This window comes from Sphingopyxis selenitireducens (genome assembly GCF_051550705.1).
Lineage (GTDB): Bacteria > Pseudomonadota > Alphaproteobacteria > Sphingomonadales > Sphingomonadaceae > Sphingopyxis.
Genome location: NZ_JBPULG010000006.1, coordinates 157692 through 173502, shown reverse-complemented (window position 1 = coordinate 173502; position 15811 = coordinate 157692). Strand labels below are relative to the sequence as shown.

14 protein-coding genes are annotated in these 15811 nt (G+C 64.7%); 4 read left to right on the top strand and 10 right to left on the bottom strand.

The annotated features are described in order from the left end of the window. The first annotated feature begins 50 nt into the window (after nt 1–50). On the top strand, nt 51–602 hold the full coding sequence (locus tag ACSYDV_RS19405; protein WP_438325589.1) for a hypothetical protein: 552 nt from the start codon (nt 51–53) through the stop codon (nt 600–602). A gap of 72 nt (nt 603–674) precedes the next feature. On the opposite strand, the gene ACSYDV_RS19400 is transcribed toward ACSYDV_RS19405, so the two are convergent. Next, on the bottom strand, nt 675–1445 hold the full coding sequence (locus ACSYDV_RS19400) for a sulfite exporter TauE/SafE family protein (protein WP_438325587.1): 771 nt from the start codon (nt 1443–1445) through the stop codon (nt 675–677). Nucleotides 1446–1573: 128 nt separating this feature from the next. Beyond that, nucleotides 1574–2500 (bottom strand): LysR family transcriptional regulator, encoded by a 927-nt coding sequence (locus ACSYDV_RS19395; protein ID WP_438325586.1) that lies wholly within the window; start codon nt 2498–2500, stop codon nt 1574–1576. A gap of 83 nt (nt 2501–2583) precedes the next feature. On the opposite strand from ACSYDV_RS19395, the gene ACSYDV_RS19390 reads away from it, so the two are divergent. After that, nucleotides 2584–2919 (top strand): hypothetical protein, encoded by a 336-nt coding sequence (locus tag ACSYDV_RS19390; RefSeq protein ID WP_438325585.1) that lies wholly within the window; start codon nt 2584–2586, stop codon nt 2917–2919. 158 nt (nt 2920–3077) lie between these two features. Here the strand turns inward: ACSYDV_RS19390 and ACSYDV_RS19385 are convergent, their stop codons facing one another. From ACSYDV_RS19385 to ACSYDV_RS19350, 8 genes are all read right to left on the bottom strand, one after another. Beyond that, a complete protein-coding gene (locus ACSYDV_RS19385; RefSeq protein ID WP_438325584.1) occupies nt 3078–3890 on the bottom strand; it encodes an energy transducer TonB family protein in 813 nt (270 codons plus the stop codon). Continuing rightward, the gene (locus ACSYDV_RS19380; RefSeq protein WP_438325582.1) at nt 3887–4306 is read right to left on the bottom strand and encodes a YbaN family protein; all 420 of its coding nucleotides are present in this window, start codon (nt 4304–4306) and stop codon (nt 3887–3889) included. Before ACSYDV_RS19380 ends, ACSYDV_RS19385 begins: the two co-directional genes overlap by 4 nt. Beyond that, complete coding sequence (locus tag ACSYDV_RS19375) at nt 4290–4877, bottom strand: biliverdin-producing heme oxygenase (RefSeq protein ID WP_438325581.1); 588 nt, start codon at nt 4875–4877, stop codon at nt 4290–4292. The genes ACSYDV_RS19380 and ACSYDV_RS19375 overlap by 17 nt, the downstream gene beginning before the upstream one ends. A gap of 10 nt (nt 4878–4887) precedes the next feature. Next, nucleotides 4888–8409: a TonB-dependent receptor domain-containing protein gene (locus tag ACSYDV_RS19370; protein WP_438325580.1), complete on the bottom strand. Its 3522-nt coding sequence runs from the start codon at nt 8407–8409 to the stop codon at nt 4888–4890. Between the two features lie 121 nt (nt 8410–8530). Beyond that, nucleotides 8531–9526, bottom strand: a complete 996-nt coding sequence (locus tag ACSYDV_RS19365; protein WP_438325578.1) for a FecR family protein — start codon at nt 9524–9526, stop codon at nt 8531–8533. Between the two features lie 123 nt (nt 9527–9649). Next, entirely contained in the window at nt 9650–10168 is a 519-nt protein-coding gene (locus ACSYDV_RS19360; protein WP_438325577.1) for a sigma-70 family RNA polymerase sigma factor, read from the bottom strand. Nucleotides 10169–10325: 157 nt separating this feature from the next. Next, on the bottom strand, nt 10326–11465 hold the full coding sequence (locus ACSYDV_RS19355; protein ID WP_438325576.1) for an MFS transporter: 1140 nt from the start codon (nt 11463–11465) through the stop codon (nt 10326–10328). Next, a complete protein-coding gene (locus ACSYDV_RS19350) occupies nt 11462–12124 on the bottom strand; it encodes a TetR/AcrR family transcriptional regulator (protein WP_438325574.1) in 663 nt (220 codons plus the stop codon). Before ACSYDV_RS19350 ends, ACSYDV_RS19355 begins: the two co-directional genes overlap by 4 nt. A 155-nt stretch (nt 12125–12279) precedes the next feature. On the opposite strand from ACSYDV_RS19350, the gene ACSYDV_RS19345 reads away from it, so the two are divergent. Both ACSYDV_RS19345 and ACSYDV_RS19340 read left to right on the top strand, forming a co-directional pair. Then, entirely contained in the window at nt 12280–14517 is a 2238-nt protein-coding gene (locus tag ACSYDV_RS19345; RefSeq protein ID WP_438325573.1) for a TonB-dependent receptor, read from the top strand. A gap of 18 nt (nt 14518–14535) precedes the next feature. Beyond that, on the top strand, nt 14536–15810 hold the full coding sequence (locus ACSYDV_RS19340) for an aminotransferase class III-fold pyridoxal phosphate-dependent enzyme (RefSeq protein WP_438325571.1): 1275 nt from the start codon (nt 14536–14538) through the stop codon (nt 15808–15810). Nucleotide 15811: the final 1 nt, after the last annotated feature.

The window sequence follows — 15811 nt, the reverse complement described above, 5'->3', positions numbered from 1 at the left end:
TGCAGGCCTCCGGGGGGATGGCTCTCCGGGCGCCGTGCGGGAGCACGACCATGGTGACGCGTTCGGGACCGGCAGCAGGCGATCTGTCGATTACGGAAATCAAGGAATTCGCGGGCTTTCCCGCGGCGACCCAGCGTTATATCCGCCGCTCGCTCGACATCGGGCTGGAACGCGACGATGCGATTTCGCGCTGGTCGCGCGATATGGTCGAGGAAACCGCGATCCGCGTGCAGGCGCGCGTCTATCAGCGGCTGATCGACATTCGCGCGCATATTCCCGACGACAGCGGGCTCGACTCGCTGGAATTTTTCATGGCGCCGCTGATCGCCGTGTCGGCGTTCGACCTGGGGCAGGACCGGCTGCCGGACTTCGCATCCTATCGTTTCCTGTACGAACGGCTGCTCGGCGGTCATGCGCGGCCATGGTTGCCGGCGGCCTTCTGCGCGGCAGCATCGCTGCCGCACCTGCACCCCGACAAGCGCAGGATATTGCTCCAGTCGATCAGCGAAGCCGCCGCGACCGCGCCCGGCTGGTCGGCGCGCGAGCCGCACTTCTTTCCCGAATGGGTCGACAAGATCGACGAGACAAAATCCGCGAACTAGACGGCCCGGCGGGACGAAGGCTGGCGGGACGGAGGCTGGGGCTGGCGCCGGTTCGGGCGCCAGCCGCGAAAACTAGCCCGCCAGGAACTTCCACAGCCCGAAGCTGCTCGTCGCGGTCAGCACCACGCCGACCAGAACCAGCAGAAGTTTGGGCGAGAAACGCTTGGCCATGAAGGCGCCGAGCGGGGCCGCTGCAACGCCGCCGATGAGCAGGCCCAGCGTCGCGCCGGCGATATCGGCGAGGCCCAGATGATAGATGAAGGTCGCCGAGACGGCGAGGGTCAGGAAAAATTCGACGCTGTTGACCGTGCCGACGACCTTGCGCGGCTCGGCGCCCTGAACGAGCAGGTTCGACGTGACGACCGGACCCCAGCCGCCGCCGCCGGCGGCATCGAGGAAGCCGCCGACCAGACCCAGCGGGGCAATCACCTTGGGCTTGCGGAACTTCGGCGGATAGAAAAGGCCGCGGAACAACAGCCACAGGCCGACCGCGACCAGATAGCCAAGGATGAAGGGCTTGACGATATTGCCGTCGATCGATGTCAGCAGATAGGCGCCGGCGACGCCGCCGATCACCCCGGGAATGAGCAAGCGAAAGAAGAGCGGCCATTCGATGTTGCGGTGGAGCAGGTGGCTGATCCCCGACACGGCGGTGGTGAACACCTCGACGACGTGGATGCGCGCCGACGCGACGGCCGGCGGAACGCCCATTACGGCGACGAGCAACGTGTTGCAGATGACGCCGAATGCCATGCCCAGCGCGCCGTCGACGAGCTGCGCGGCGAAGCCGATCAGGATGAAGGGAAGGATCGCCGAGAAGTCGAACGCCGCAATTTCGTGCACAATATTATCCCAACCGTTTTAGTTGACAACTAGCTGCCGGTTTTCGCGAGGATTCGCTAGCCCAATTTTCCTGCTGGCGGTGAAGGGATTTGTTTGTGCGGCCAGTGGAATATCTTTTGATGCGATGCTCAGCCGGTGACGTCGTCGGGCAGATAATCGCGCACATAGTCGATGAAAGCACGCAATTTCGGCATCACATGCTTGCGGCTGGGGTAATAGAGGAACAGGCCGGAGGTTGAGGGGGCATAGTCGGCGAGCACCAGTTCGAGGTCGCCCGAAGCGACCAGTCCCTTGACGACGGGCTCGGCGAACATGCCCATCGCGACCCCGGCGCGTACCGCGACCATCAGCGAAGTAAAGTCGTTGACGATAACCGGGCCGGTGACCCCGACGTCGAACTCGCGGTTGCCGCGCTCGAAGGTCCAGGGAAGCATCGCGCCGCTGGAAAGCCGCATGCGGACGCAGCGATGGTGGCGCAGATCCTCCGGACTTTGCGGGCGGCCGTGTTTTTCCAGATAGGCGGGGGCGGCGACGATGACGAAGCGGAACGGGCCGGTCAGGCGGACCGCGATCATGTCGGCTTCCAGCGCCTCGCCCATTCGCACCCCGGCGTCGAACCCGCCGGCGCTCAGGTCAGTCAGCGCGTCTTCGGCGAAAATTTCCAGCTCGATCTCGGGATAGGTGTCGCAAAAGCCCGCGATGATCGGTTCGAACAAGGGCTGCACCGCGCCGCGCATCAGGTTGATGCGCAGCCGCCCGGCAGGCCGGTTGCCAAGGTTGCGTGCGGACTCATAGGCATCGGCGAGCCCGGCATAGGCGGGGGCGGCGCGTTCGAGGAACATCTCCCCCGCCTGGGTCAGTCCGACGCTGCGCGTCGTGCGCATGAACAAAGGCGCGCCGACGCGCGCCTCCAAGCCTTTGATCGTCTGGCTGATTGCCGAAGGCGAAACGCCAAGGTCAGCGGCCGCGGCGGAAAAGCTCCGCCTTTCTGCGACACGCAGGAACGCTTCGATCCCGTCGAGCACCCCATGGGGGATTGTTAAATCCTGCTTCAAGCCACTTGCAGATTATATGGGATTATCTAAGTGCGCAAGCGCAGCTAAAAAGGTTGCACAACGAAACGAAAGGAACCTCTCCCATGGCCTATCAGCTCTCCGCTTTCCGCCGCTTTCCCACCGCTCTGGCGATTGTCGCCGCTTCGGCGCTCGCCTTCACCGGCCTGATGGCGTCGGCTTCGCCGGCCTATGCCCAGTCGGGCGGCGATTATCGCTGCGCCGGGCTGGCCGATCAGGCTCGTACCGCCGCCGACAGCGCCGAAGGTGGCAAGCAGGCCAGCGCCAAGCGCTTTGTTTCGACCGGCAACAAGCTGTGCGCAGCTGGCAATGAACGCGCCGCCGCCAAGCAGTTCCGCGCCGCGCTGAAGCTCGCCGGCGTCACCGAAGCTCAGGCCGACAGCCAGGTTGCTGCCCGCTAAGCCCACGACCAAGCCAGGACACCAATCTCCGGTCCGTCCTCTCCCTCTCCCGACGGACATAAAACTGGGGCGGCACCCGCAAAGGGGCCGCCCCGATTTTCATGCGCCGGACAAAAAAGGCGTCGGGCTTGCCGCGTCCCGCGCTTGATGGCGGCCGTTCACTGGCGTTTGACGAAGAATTCGACCGGAACGGAAAGCTCAAGCGGATCGGGCTTTTCGGGCGGAATCGCGGGAAGCGGCTGGGCGCGGCGGACGGTGTCGAGCGCGGCGCGATCGAGCGCGGTCGATCCCGAAGAGCGCAGGACTTCGGCCGACAGCAGCCGGCCTTCGCGGTTCATACGGAAACGCACATGGACGACGCCCTGTTCGCGCCGCGCACGCGCGGCGGCCGGATAGCGGCGATATTTTTCGAGATGCGCGAGCAACTGCGCCTCCCATGTCGCGCTGACATTGCTCGACGCCTGCCGGGCGGGCGGGGCCGGGATGGATTTGGGCGCTCTCGTCTCGGTGACCGGCTTTGCGGGGGGCGACGGATCGGCGGCGGGTTCGGACGAAACGGGTTCGCTGGGGGCCTCGCGAAGCGGTAGCGGAGGCTGCATTTCGATCGGGCGCCTTTGCCGGGCGGGTTGCTGTTCGACCATGATGGGGCCGTCGGGGACCTCCTGAACCGTGTCGGGCGACGACAGCGGCTGGAGGCTGACCGCCAGAGGTTCGGAAATGGTGCGGACGGGATATAGGGTTCGCCAGCTGAGAAATGCAGCGGCGAAGATCGCCAAAAACACCATCGCCGTGCCGCCCATGCCGACCGACCGCGTGCGCCAGTCGGTCCGGCTGTCGCTGTACCGCGGCGGCCGGACGGCAAGCGGTCCGGCCGCACGCCTTTCGGCGGGGCGATAGGCGCCTTCGCTTGCGCGCATATCTTCCTCGGCAGGCGACCGCGATACGTCATCTCCGACGGGGTCGTAGCTCATTGCGCCGCCGCCGGTTCGGGACGGCGCAAGACCCAGATCAGCCAGAAGAGCATGAAGGCGGCAATGGCGAGCGACCAGATCCAGCCGGGACGGACGTGCCCCCAGAAGAGCGCGTAACCGACCAGCATGCCGATACCGGCCATGACCTTTGCCCGGCGGGGGATTGCGCGCTCGTTGCGCCATGCGCGCAATCCGGGGCCGAAACGCGGGTGGTTGAGCAGCCATGCCTCGAGGCGGGGCGAGGATCGCGCAAAGCATGGCAAGGCCAGCAGCATGAAATCGGTCGTCGGCAGCAGCGGCACGAATATCCCGACAATCCCCACGCCGACGAGCAGCAGGCCGGCCGACAGCCAGAGGCCGCGAGCGAGCCGTCCGCTTCGCGGGCGCGAGGGTGCAGGATCAGCCGAGCCGTGCATCGGCAAAGGCCTGCACACGGGCAAAGGCGGCGTTGGCGCCCGCGACGGCTTGACGCCGCCCCTCTTCGTCGAGGGCGATTGCATCGAGCGCAGCGGTGAAGGATCGCCAATGCGCGGCCGGTCCCTCCGGCGCCGGGGCGAGATGGCGCGCGCCGCAGCTATCGGAGAGGCCCAGTTTCGCGGCCTGCTTGCGCAGCAGGGCCGCGCCCATATTCGATCCTTCGGCGACATAGAGCCAGCCGGCAGCCGCCGCGATGTCGGGCACCGGAGGTTCGAAGGCGCGGGGCTGGGACGTGGTCGGAAGATCCCGCCCCAGATCGTCCAGATCGGCGGTGATCAGCGACAGGCGCCGCCGTTCCGCCAGCCCCGGAAACAACGCCTGAAGCGCCGGAACGTCATAGAGCGCGTCGATGTCGCGGTGGAAAAGATATTGCAGTTCGACGAAGCGGGCATAGCCCGCGACATCGGCAAAGCTCGCCGCCGCCATGATCGACCGGTCGAGCGTGTCGTGCACCGCATGGGTTTCGGTCTTCAGCCGCTTCGACAGCGGCAGTTCGGTCAAGGTGATCATATCCATATCCTCAGAAGCGATAGCTGACGCCGACGCGCAGCATGTGGAGGTCTGCGCGGGTGTCGACCTTGCGGCCGGTCACGATCGTCGAGTTGCCGGGGCCTTCGATAAATTCGTACCAGACCGATCCGTCGTCGTTCCAACCGGAATCGAAATCGCTGTAGGGCAGGCTGATTCCCGCGCGGGCCTTGTCGAAGCGAAAGGTTTCGCGGCCGAAGCGGGCATAGTCATATTCGACACGCATCGACCAGTTGCTGCCAATCGCGCGCTCGATCCCGCCGCCGAGAATCACGCCCGTCCGCGTCTTGCGATCCTTTTCGACCAGATAATGTTCGACGTCGGTGCCGATGCCGCGGTTCTGGCTGGAGGTGGATCGATACTGGTTGCGCGTATCGGTCTCGCGCAGCCAGCCGATGCCCGCCGATCCGTAGAGCAAAGTCTGGCCCAGCGAATAGCCCAGCCGTCCGCGCAGCGAGATAAGCCGGTCCATATTATAGCGGGTGTCGGATTCCAGCTTGTGCCAGCTCTGCAGATATTCGGTCGATGTGCTTTCTTCGGTGATCGCGACCTCTGTGCTGCCGCCGAGATTTGTGGTCATCAGCCCGGCTTCGATCCCGAGCACGACATTACCCGGCAACTGATAGTTGAAGCCCGCATGGAGCCCGCCCATCGCGTTGCGCGGATCGATCGCGACGCGGCTGCCGTTGACCAGATCGGCGGGGTTTCCGGCATTGTCGGTGACATCGCCGCGGATGCGGCCGAGGCCATAGGCGAAGTCTGCGCCGACATAGGGGCCCGACCAGTCGACCGGATCGGCGTTGCCCTTCGCGCCGAACCAGTTGCCCGGCCACATGCCCGATTTTGACGCCATGGTGCTGGTGACGCCAATGCGGAACGTGCGGCCGGGGGCCGGCACATAACCAAGGCTCATGGCTTCGTTATAATAGCGGTCGAACAGATTATCGACGCTGACATCGAACGACAGTCCGTCGGCGACCTTCATCCGGGCGTTGACGTCGGCGATCACATAGGGATGCCACTGAATTGCCGAAATCAGCGGCATATAGCCGGTCTGCGGCTTTTCCGCCCCGCCCGCGCGCTTGCCGATATAGGTGATGCGGGCACCGATCGCGGCGCGGTCGCCGAGCAGTTTCTGATTGAGGTGCAGATTGGCCGACCAGCGCGGCGGGATGTAATTGGTCGCATAATCCGACGCGAGCGAGCTTTCGATGCACGGAGCGCCCGCCGTGCGGCAGAACTGGATCCGGTCATACCATGTCGCGCCCGCGTCGAGGCTGAACCCGCCGACCTTGTAGCTGATGCTGCCTTCCAGCCCGCGGAACTGCGCGCGGTCGATATTATACATCTGCATCGCGAATTTCTGCGTGATGTAACGGCGCGAGATATAACCCTCGATATCATTGTCGAACCAGGCGAGCTTCACGCCCAGATCGTCATCGCCGGAGAAAAGACCCGTCCGGATATAGTTCACGCCGGCCTCCCAATTATGCGCCTCTTCCTTGTGCAGGTCGGGGTTGGCGATCATGAAGAAGCCGGTGGTTGCTTCCATCAGCGAGGGAAGCCGGGCCGCCTGTTTGTAGCTGGCGAAGAATTGCAGCCCGTCGATCGGCATGACGGCGGCGCCCAGCGAGTAGCTGACGGCATCTTCGGCGCGGTCGATCAGGTCGGTGTTATAGATCGTGCCCGATTGCCGGTCGTGCAGCTTGTAATGCTGATAGCGCAGCCCCGCGTCGAGGCGCAGCCACGAGACAGGCTCCAGCGCGAATTGCGAGAAGAGGCTGACCTCACGCCGGGTGCCTTCGCGGCCCGGCGGCTGCGATCCGCCGGGCATCCATTTGCCGACCGGTCCTGCCTTTTCGCGGAGGATGGAGGCGCCATAGTCGGCCGACAGCTGTCCGGCTGGCGTGGCCAGTCGGCTGCTGTTGGCGAGGTCGGCGCCCCAGCTGTCCACATAGCGGCGCGTCAGGTCGAAATTGCCGAACGAGGGCGCTGCTTCCTCCAGCTTCGACAGCCAGCCATTGACCTTGAGATCGATCATCTGGCTTGCGGGGTTCCAGCGATAACGGCCGGTAAAGCGGTCGAGGCTGGTTCGCGAAAGAAAGTCGGCCTGAAAGACCGTCGCAGTCGCGCTGCCCAACGAGCCCGGATAGTTTTCGCCGAAGACGCTCCAGTAACCGCCATAGCCGAATTCGACGATATGGTCGTCCGCCGGGCGCAGCGTGGCTTTGACCAGCACGGATTCGGTGTCGGTCGAGCTGTTGAGCACCTCTTCGCCGCCGACGAAGGGGGTGGAGCCATAGCGATCATAGAATCCGGCGGCGCGCTCGCACAATTCGCGCAGCTGCCAGTCGGTCGGAGAACTGGCGCAAAGCTGCGACGGCGTCCCCGTTTCCTGCGGCGCATATTTGCCATTGGCGCCCGCATGATAGTTGCCGGAGCGCCGGAAGGAATAGCCGGCGACGATATCGAGCAGGTCGCTCTTGCGCGCGAAGACCAGACTGCCCGAACCGCCGGTTGCGCTGAGAAAGGCGGGGCGCACATTCTCCCGGGTGGCGAGGAAGCTGTCGCCCGCGGAATCCTTGGGCTGCAGCAGGCTGCGCGTCATCTGCGACCCCGGCGTGCTGCTGTTCGTCGAGATCGATGCCTTCAGCCGGAGCGCCATCGTGTCGCCGTCGGGGATGATGTCATCGGCGGAAAGCGTCGACATGCTGATGCTGCCGCCGATGCCGCCCGCGATCGCATTGCCCATCGACGGGCCTTTTTCGATCGAGATGTGGCTGATGAAATCGGGATCGACGAAGCTGCGGTTGCTGGTGCCCTGATAGCCGCGATAGACGGTCGTGCCGTTGATGGCGCCATCGACCGTCACGGGCACGCGGCCCTGTCCCTGCAGCCCGCGGATATTGACGTCGAGCCCGCCGCTGGTGCGTGCCTCGCCCGAGATGATGCCCGTCGTTCCGCGCAACATGTCGGCGGGCGACTGGGCGGGATAGGCTTCCAGCTGATCCTTGGTGACGACGCTGACAGACCCCGGGGTCACATAAATGGAGCCGGCGGTTCCATCCCAACCAGCGGCGCGATGATTGTTCCCGCCGGACGCTTCGCCTTCGGTCGCGCCTTCGACACGCAAGGTGCCGAGCTGGACGGTGCCGTCGGCGACTTCAGGGGCCGGTTCCAGCGCGACGCTCTGCTTGTTCACCCAGCGCCAGTGCAGGCCGGTGCCTGCGAGCAGCCTGCCCAGCGCCTGCGTCGTGGTCTGGCGGCCGCGGACGGCGCCGGCGAGGCGCCCGGCCGTCGTCCCGCCCGAAGCGGTGACCTGAATACCGGACTGGCGGTGAAACTGGACGATCGCATCCTGAAGCGGCTGGGCCGGAATGTTGAATTCGCGGGTTTCGCTTACCTGCGCCATGGCGGGCGTCGCCGCCATCATCGCGATGGTCGAGCTGGCCAGCATCATGCCCGCCAGCATGGCCATCCTGTTATATCCCGCAAATTCCCTGGCACCGCGCATCGTAGTAATCTCCTTTCGCGACGCTTAAATGCTAATGCGACATATTAGCATTTAAGCCTTACCAGAAGGAGACGAGCGCACGGACCATTTTTTCAAAATAATTTTTCGGCGCGGGATATTTTTACGAGATGACGATCAGCCATGGCGTCAATCTGCGGACCGATCCGCCCTCCTGCCGCACGATCGCGGTCAGGGCGGTCATGGCATCGCGGGCGTCGAAGACGCCGTCGATCCGCCGATCCTTCAGTGCGGGGCTCAACACGATGATCCGGCCACGATACCAAGGGCGCAGCTCGTCGATCACCTCGCCGACCGGGCGGTTGCGAACGATCAGCTGCCCCTCGCGCCAGGCGCCGAGCAGCGCCGGGTTGTCGGTGCCGTGAGTCATGCGATGCCGCGCGTCGAGGCGCGCCCATTCGCCGGTCGTCAGTTCGCGTACCGGGGCGGGGGCGGCCCCATGATCGACCACCCGCACGCGGCCCCGCTGGACCGATACCGCGGTGGTCGATCCGATCCGCCGCACATCGAAGCTGGTGCCCAGCACGGTGGTGCGAACATCGCCCGCCGCAACGCGGAAGGGGGCACCGGGATTGTGTTTCACATCGAACCAAGCCTGCCCGGCGAGCAGCCGGACGGTGCGCGCGCCGGCCTGATAATCGACCGCTATCGCGCTATCCGGGCCCAGCCGCACGGCGCTGCCGTCATCGAGGGTGACAAGCTCCATTTCACCCGTGCCCGTCATATGGTCGGCACGGGCAAAGAGGATGGCGGACGGTGCGATCCATGCGCACAGGAGTGCCGCAGCGACGGCGGCGCCCAGCTGCCGCCGTCCCGGCGCTCGTGCGCGCGGGACCTGTCCCCAGCGCCGATACAGGCGCCGGGCGGGTGTCCGGAAAGCTGCGGCGTTTTCGGTGCGCCATGCGTCGGCATGTTCCGGCCGCGTCTCGCCGATGGCTTCGAACATGGCGGACACCGAGGCCCAGGCGCGAACATGGGCGGGTTCCTGATCCAGCCATGCCTCGAATGCGTCCGCCGCCTCGCGGTCGTCCGGTTCCTCGCGAAGCCGGATCAGCCAGTCGGCCGCCTGTCGGTGGAGAGCGTGCAGATCGTTATCCACCAGCATGTCCCGCGATGCCGGGCGCGCTATCGAGCGCTGCCCGTGGCGAAGAAAAAGCGGTCGACGGAATCTCATGCGAACAGGACGAACGGGCTGCTCCGTTTTTCAAAAATTCTCTTCGTTTCATGCGCCGGTCCGATCGATTCCGCAGCGGTCGGCGCAGGTGGCCAAGCCTTCCGAAATCGCCAGATGCACCAGCGAGACCGATATGTTCAGCCGGTCCGCAATTTCGCGCAGCTTGAACTGCCCGAACCGATGCATCTCGATTGCGATCCGCTGCCGGTCGGGCAGGCCGCGCAGAATGCGAAGAACGCAGGCAAGGTCGCGGCGCGAGGACAGGAGGGCTTCGGGCGATCCCTGCGGGTCTTGTACAGTGTTGATAGCCGTTTCCAGATCGCCCCCGCAAACCCGCGTCTCGCGGGCCTGTCGCCGCAGAAGATCGATCGCAAGGTTGCGGACCGTCCGCCGCAAATAGCCCAGCGGCTCGCGTATCACGGCGCTATCCATCTTCGCCGCGAGCAGCCAGGCGTCCTGGACAATGTCCTCGGCCTGCCCCCGATCGCCGACGATTTTTGCGGCATAGTCGATCAGCACGGCGCGATGCGTCATGAAGACCCACTCCGCCGACTGCTCGTGTTTCACCTGTATCGCTCTCTTAAACCCGTCGCGGTCTCCGAACCCCGAGGATGCGTCTATGCTGCAATGGCGTCATAATTGCAAACGATTCGCAATAAAGGCTTCGCGATGGAATTGCCGATCTTCGAACGCCGGCCGCACTACGACCAGCCCAGACCGGTCGTCAGGGGCGGGTTGTGAGCCTGCTCAGTAATGGCACGGCTGCCAGCACAAGGAAGATCGCGCCGCTGAACATCAGCGCTGCGTCGACCGAGAAATTGCCGACGGCGACGCCCGCCAGCGACGGTAGCAATGCCGCGCCGCCGAGTTGGAAGGCCGTCAGATAAAGGACCGCGCGGCGGCCCGGGTCGATTTCGATCAGCCATCCGGCAAAGAAGGGCAGGGTAAAGAGCCAGACGAAGCCGAAGGCCACGCTGACCGCCAATATGGCAGCGGCATTGTCACGGCCCACGAAGAAGAGCGCGACCAGCAAGGCGCCGGCGAGCGCGCAGGCGGAAATCGTCTGGCGACTGGGCAGCCGCTCGCCAAAACGGGCGGCGGTCAGGGCGCCGACGACTTGCGCGACAAGGCATAAGGAAATGGCGGTGCCCTCGAAGGTCGGGGGATACCCATAATGGATGAGCCAGAGGCCGAAATAGCTCCAGACCGAGACGATGGCGCCGAGGAACAGCCCTGCACCCAGCAGCGCGGTGAGGCTTGCCCGGTTCAGGGCGCCGCGCTCGCTGTCGGGCGCCGCCGGCCGCAGGTGATGCGGAAGCGACAGCGCCGATGCCGCGGCGACCGCGCCGGCGCCGGCGAGCGCGATCAGCGCGGTGTCGGTGCGGGAACTGACGATGGCTATGAAGGGAAGCGCCGCCGCGACGATGGCCTGCAGCAGCGTTTGAACGGCGAGGAAGATCGCGCTGGCGCGCTCGACCCGGGTCACGCGCGAAATGGCGACGAGGGCGGAGGCGACGAGCACGCCTTCGCTCAACCCTGCGACGGCGCGGACCGGTGCGAGGATCGCCATCCCCGACTGACCCGTCATCATCAGATTCATGGCGGCGAGGGCCAGTCCGGCCGCGCCGATCACGACCCGCGCGCCCGTTTTGCGGAGCAACCCGATGCCGGCCAGCGATCCCAGAACCATGGCGAGCATTTCGATCGTCACCAGATTGCCGACCTGCGCTTCGGCAATGCGCCCTTCCTGGACCATCGCGCCGAGCAGGACCGGCTGGACGCCCAGCACCAGCAGTGCGCAAGAGCCGATCAGGATCGAGGTCGCGAGCGTCCGGCCGGTGACCGGCGAGAGCGGCGCGGTCAAGGTGCAGTCTTCCGGTCGATGCGCAGCGGCAGATATTCGGGAAGGAAGGTTCGCGAATAGGCGATGCGAGCCCGGCGCGCCTGTTCCTCCATCTCGTCGGTGATCAGCCCGTGGCGGTGGATCGACAGCGACCAGATCGCATCATTGATCACGATGACTTCGACCAGCCGGTCGTGCAGGTCGGGAATGTCGGGCATAACGAACATCTGCGTCATCAATTCGATGCTGCGTCCTGCAGTCACGAAATTGCTGTCGAGATCCTGGAGGCGAATGTCGGAAGACCATGCCGGGCCTTCGAGCAGGACTTGGCGTGCGGCGGGGTGGTCATTGAACCATTTTTGCCCGGCGCGATATTGCAGCGTCTGCAGATCCTGCCAGCTTTCGATATCTTGCGGAACTTCGGTCAGCACCCCGGCTTCGAACCGTTTCAGATAGCGCTCGGCAAGCGCGCTGAAGACCAGGTGGGGCTCGGGGAAGAAATGATAGATGGATGGCGGCGAGATGCCGACCTCGGCCGCGATCGCGTGGATGCTGATCGCCGAAGGGGGCAGGGTCTCGAGCAGGCGTTCGGCCCCGTCGAGGATCGCCTCAAACCGCGCCCGGCTGCGCTTCTGCGCGGGGCGGCGGATCTCGGCACGGATTATTTCACCTGTGGTCATGCATGCTCCTGACACCTTCATGCATCACCGATGGCAAAATACAAATCAACCATTTATCTGATTCGAAAGTCGGGAATGTGAAATATTCTTGACTCCTTTGCGGTCTCTTGCTCTCTAAACCGGATAAATATCCGAAAATGGAGAAGAGGAAGTCGATGAAACGCAGTTTTGCAATGATTTCGGTCTCGTTGCTGGCTTTGGCCCCCGCAGTTGCGGCGGCGCAGGAGTCGGAGAACGCTTCATCCGTGGCTGCGGCGGCCGAGCAGGAGGGGATTGGCGACATCGTCGTCACCGCCCAGCGGCGCTCGCAGAATATCCAGGACGTGCCGATCAGCATCACCGCGATCAGCGGCGACGCGCTCACCGAAGTCGGCATCCGCGATCCGCGTGACCTCTCCATCCTCGTGCCGGGCCTGTCGTCGCAGGCCGGCACCTCCGCGACGACGACCTCGCTGTTCCTGCGCGGCGTTGGCATCGGCGATTTCAACTCGAACACGACCGGCGCGGTCGGCGTTTATGTCGACGACGTCTTCCTTGGCGCGAACGCAGGCAAGCTGTTCAACGTCTTCGACAGCGAAGGCATCGAAGTGCTGAAGGGGCCGCAGGGCACGCTCTATGGCCGCAACACCACGGCGGGTGCGATCCGTTTCTCCTCACGCAAGCCGACCGATGAATTCACCGCCAATGCGGCGCTCTCCTATGGTCGCTTCAACGAAGTACAGCTGGAGGGCGGCGTCGGCGGCCCGATTGTCGGCGATGTGCTGAAGGCGCGCGTCGCGGGCACCTATCTGCGTCGCGACGGCTGGCTGCTCAACCGCGTGACCGGGAACAAGCTCAACGACCTCGACATGTGGGCAGGCCGGGCGATTGTCGACTTCACACCCAATTCGGACATATTGATCCGGGCGATCGTGCACGGCGGCCAGAATCGCGGCGGAGCACGACAGTTCCAGCATCGCGGGTCGGGTATCGACTTTGCAGGCAATCCGACGTTCGCGGACGGCGTGCCGCTCGACGGCCTTGGCTATGCCGACACTGACGGCGACCTCAACGCCGGCGATTACGACGTCGAGGGGCAGGAACGCGTCAACGTGTTCGGCGGCTCGCTGACGGCGAGCATCGACATGGGCGGCGTCACGCTCACCTCGATCAGCGCCTATGAACAGGTCCGCCGCAGCACCGTCGAGGACACCGACGCCAGCCCGAACAATGTGCTGACCGCGACCTATGTCGACCGGCCGACGCAATATAGCCAGGAACTGCGGCTGCAGTCGCGCGACGGCGGTGCGGTCAACTGGATCGTCGGCGGCTATTATTTCAACGACAAGCTCGTCACCGAAAGCGCGTTCGACATTCTGCGCGTCTTCCGCGACCCGGATGATCTGCTCGGGACGCTCGACCCGGTGAATTCGATCGGCAATTTCGCCTATCCCTATACGCAGAAGACCGAAAGCTGGGCCGCCTTCGCGCAGGCCGACGTCAAGCTGACCGACCGGCTGACGCTGACCGGGGGACTGCGCTATTCGGTCGACAGCATCGATTTCGATTTCCACAGCTTCTTCGATGATGTGATCACCGTGCCCGTGCTCGACTTCACCGGTTCGAAGACCTTCAAGGATCTGTCGTGGCGCGCCGCGCTGTCGTTCCAGGCGACCGACGATCTGCTCCTCTATGCGTCATCGTCGAAGGGCTATAACAGCGGCGGCTTCGCCGGCGGCTCATCGAGCGACCCCGCGCAGCTCCAGCCGTTCCGGTCGGAGAAGCTCTACGCTTATGAAGCGGGCTTCAAGAGCGACCTGCTCGGCCGCGCGCTGCGGTTCAATGCGGCGGCCTTCTATTATGATTATCGCGACCTGCAGGTGTTCGTTTTCGACACCTCGGGCGTGCTGCCCGTTCAGCGCAAGCTCAACGCAGGCAATGCCGAGCTGTACGGCGTCGAAGTCGAATTGCAGGCGCAGCCGTCGCGCAATTTCAACGCCTTCGTCAACGCAAGCTTCCTCCATGCGCGATACAAGGATTTCACGGCGCTGGCGGCGGACGATTATTCGGGCAACAAGCTTGTCAACGCGCCCGAAGTCGCGCTCTCGGCCGGCTTCTCGGTCACGCAGCCGTTGCCGGGCGATAGTGCGCTGCGCCTGCGCGTCGACGGCAGCCTCCAGTCGGAAACCTTCCTCACCCCCGATAATGTCCGGGCCAACCGGGTCAAACCCTATGGCACGGCGAACGTCCGGTTCTCGTGGCTGTCGGCCGACGAGAATCTGGAACTTGCGCTGTGGGGCAAGAATATCACCGGCACGCGCTTCATCACCTATGTTTCGCCTGTCGTGACCATGGACCAGGTAAATTATAATGACCCGGCGACCTATGGCGTCCAGGCCGTTCTGAAATTCTGACCAGCAAGCGAGATGGATATGAGCCGAATACAGGATGCCGCGCTGCGTGCGCGCGCGCTGAAAGTGATTCCCAACGGGATGTACGGGCATGAATCGGTGCGGATGCTGCCGGACAGCTTCCCCCAATTTTTCAGCAAGGCCGAGGGCGCCTATATCTGGGATGCCGATGGCAATCGCTATCTCGACTATATGTGCGCCTATGGGCCAAGCCTGCTCGGCTATCGCGACGAGCGGGTTGATGCCGCCGCACAGGCACAGGCGGCGCTTGGCGACACGCTCACCGGGCCGTCGCCATTGATGGTCGAGCTTGCCGAAACGATGGTCGCGATGGTCGACCATGCCGACTGGGCGATGTTCTGCAAGAACGGCACCGACGCGACGACGATGGCCATGAGCAGCGCGCGCGCGCAGACGGGCAAGCGGATCGTGCTGGTTGCCAAGGGCGCCTATCATGGCGCCGCGCCCTGGTGCACGCCGATCCCCGCCGGCACGGTGGCGGAAGATCGCGCGCATGTCCGCACCTATGTCTATAATGACGTCGCCAGCCTCGAGGCGGCGGTCGCGGATGCGGGAGGGGACCTCGCCGCCGTCTTCGCTTCGCCCTTCCGGCACGACGCCTTCATCGATCAGGAAGCGCCCGAACCCGCTTATGCCCGCCGCGCGCGCGAACTTTGCGACCAGACGGGGGCGATGCTGATCGTCGATGAGGTTCGCGCGGGCTTCCGCCTTGCGCGTGGCAGCAGCTGGAGCGAATTGGGCGTTCAGCCCGATCTCAGCGCCTGGGGCAAATGCTTCGCCAACGGACACCCCATATCGGCGTTGCTGGGATCTGACAGCTGCCGCGAGGGCGCCGGGTCCATCTATGCCACCGGATCCTTCTGGTTGTCGGCGGTCCCGATGGCTGCGGCGATCGAGACGCTGAAGATCATCCGCGAGAGCGATTATCTCGAGCATATGGTCCGTCTGGGCGACCGCTTGCGGTCGGGGCTCGACGCCGCCGCGACCGGGCATGGCTTTACGCTGCGCCAGACGGGGCCGGTCCAGATGCCGCAGATCATGTTCGCCGATGATCCCGACTTCCGCGTCGGCTATGGCTGGGCGGAAGAGATGCTCGCACGCGGCGTCTATATGCATCCCTGGCACAATATGTTCCTGTGCGCCGCGATGACCGACGCCGACATCGATCTGACGCTCGCTGCGGCCGATGACGCCCTTGCGGCGCTCGCGGCCCGGCGCGGCGACCTGGAACCGCACCCCATATTGGTCGCGCTTGCGGCGGCGACGGCCGGCTGAC

Bases quoted from the DNA above. Each gene is read 5' to 3' on its own strand.
- ACSYDV_RS19405 (WP_438325589.1), top strand. From the start codon at position 51: ATGGTGACGCGTTCGGGACCGGCAGCAGGCGATCTGTCGATTACGGAA.
- ACSYDV_RS19390 (WP_438325585.1), top strand. From the start codon at position 2,584: ATGGCCTATCAGCTCTCCGCTTTCCGCCGCTTTCCCACCGCTCTGGCG.
- ACSYDV_RS19385 (WP_438325584.1), bottom strand. From the start codon at position 3,890: ATGAGCTACGACCCCGTCGGAGATGACGTATCGCGGTCGCCTGCCGAG.
- ACSYDV_RS19380 (WP_438325582.1), bottom strand. From the start codon at position 4,306: ATGCACGGCTCGGCTGATCCTGCACCCTCGCGCCCGCGAAGCGGACGG.
- ACSYDV_RS19375 (WP_438325581.1), bottom strand. From the start codon at position 4,877: ATGATCACCTTGACCGAACTGCCGCTGTCGAAGCGGCTGAAGACCGAA.
- ACSYDV_RS19370 (WP_438325580.1), bottom strand. From the start codon at position 8,409: ATGCGCGGTGCCAGGGAATTTGCGGGATATAACAGGATGGCCATGCTG.
- ACSYDV_RS19350 (WP_438325574.1), bottom strand. From the start codon at position 12,124: ATGACCACAGGTGAAATAATCCGTGCCGAGATCCGCCGCCCCGCGCAG.
- ACSYDV_RS19345 (WP_438325573.1), top strand. From the start codon at position 12,280: ATGAAACGCAGTTTTGCAATGATTTCGGTCTCGTTGCTGGCTTTGGCC.
- ACSYDV_RS19340 (WP_438325571.1), top strand. From the start codon at position 14,536: ATGAGCCGAATACAGGATGCCGCGCTGCGTGCGCGCGCGCTGAAAGTG.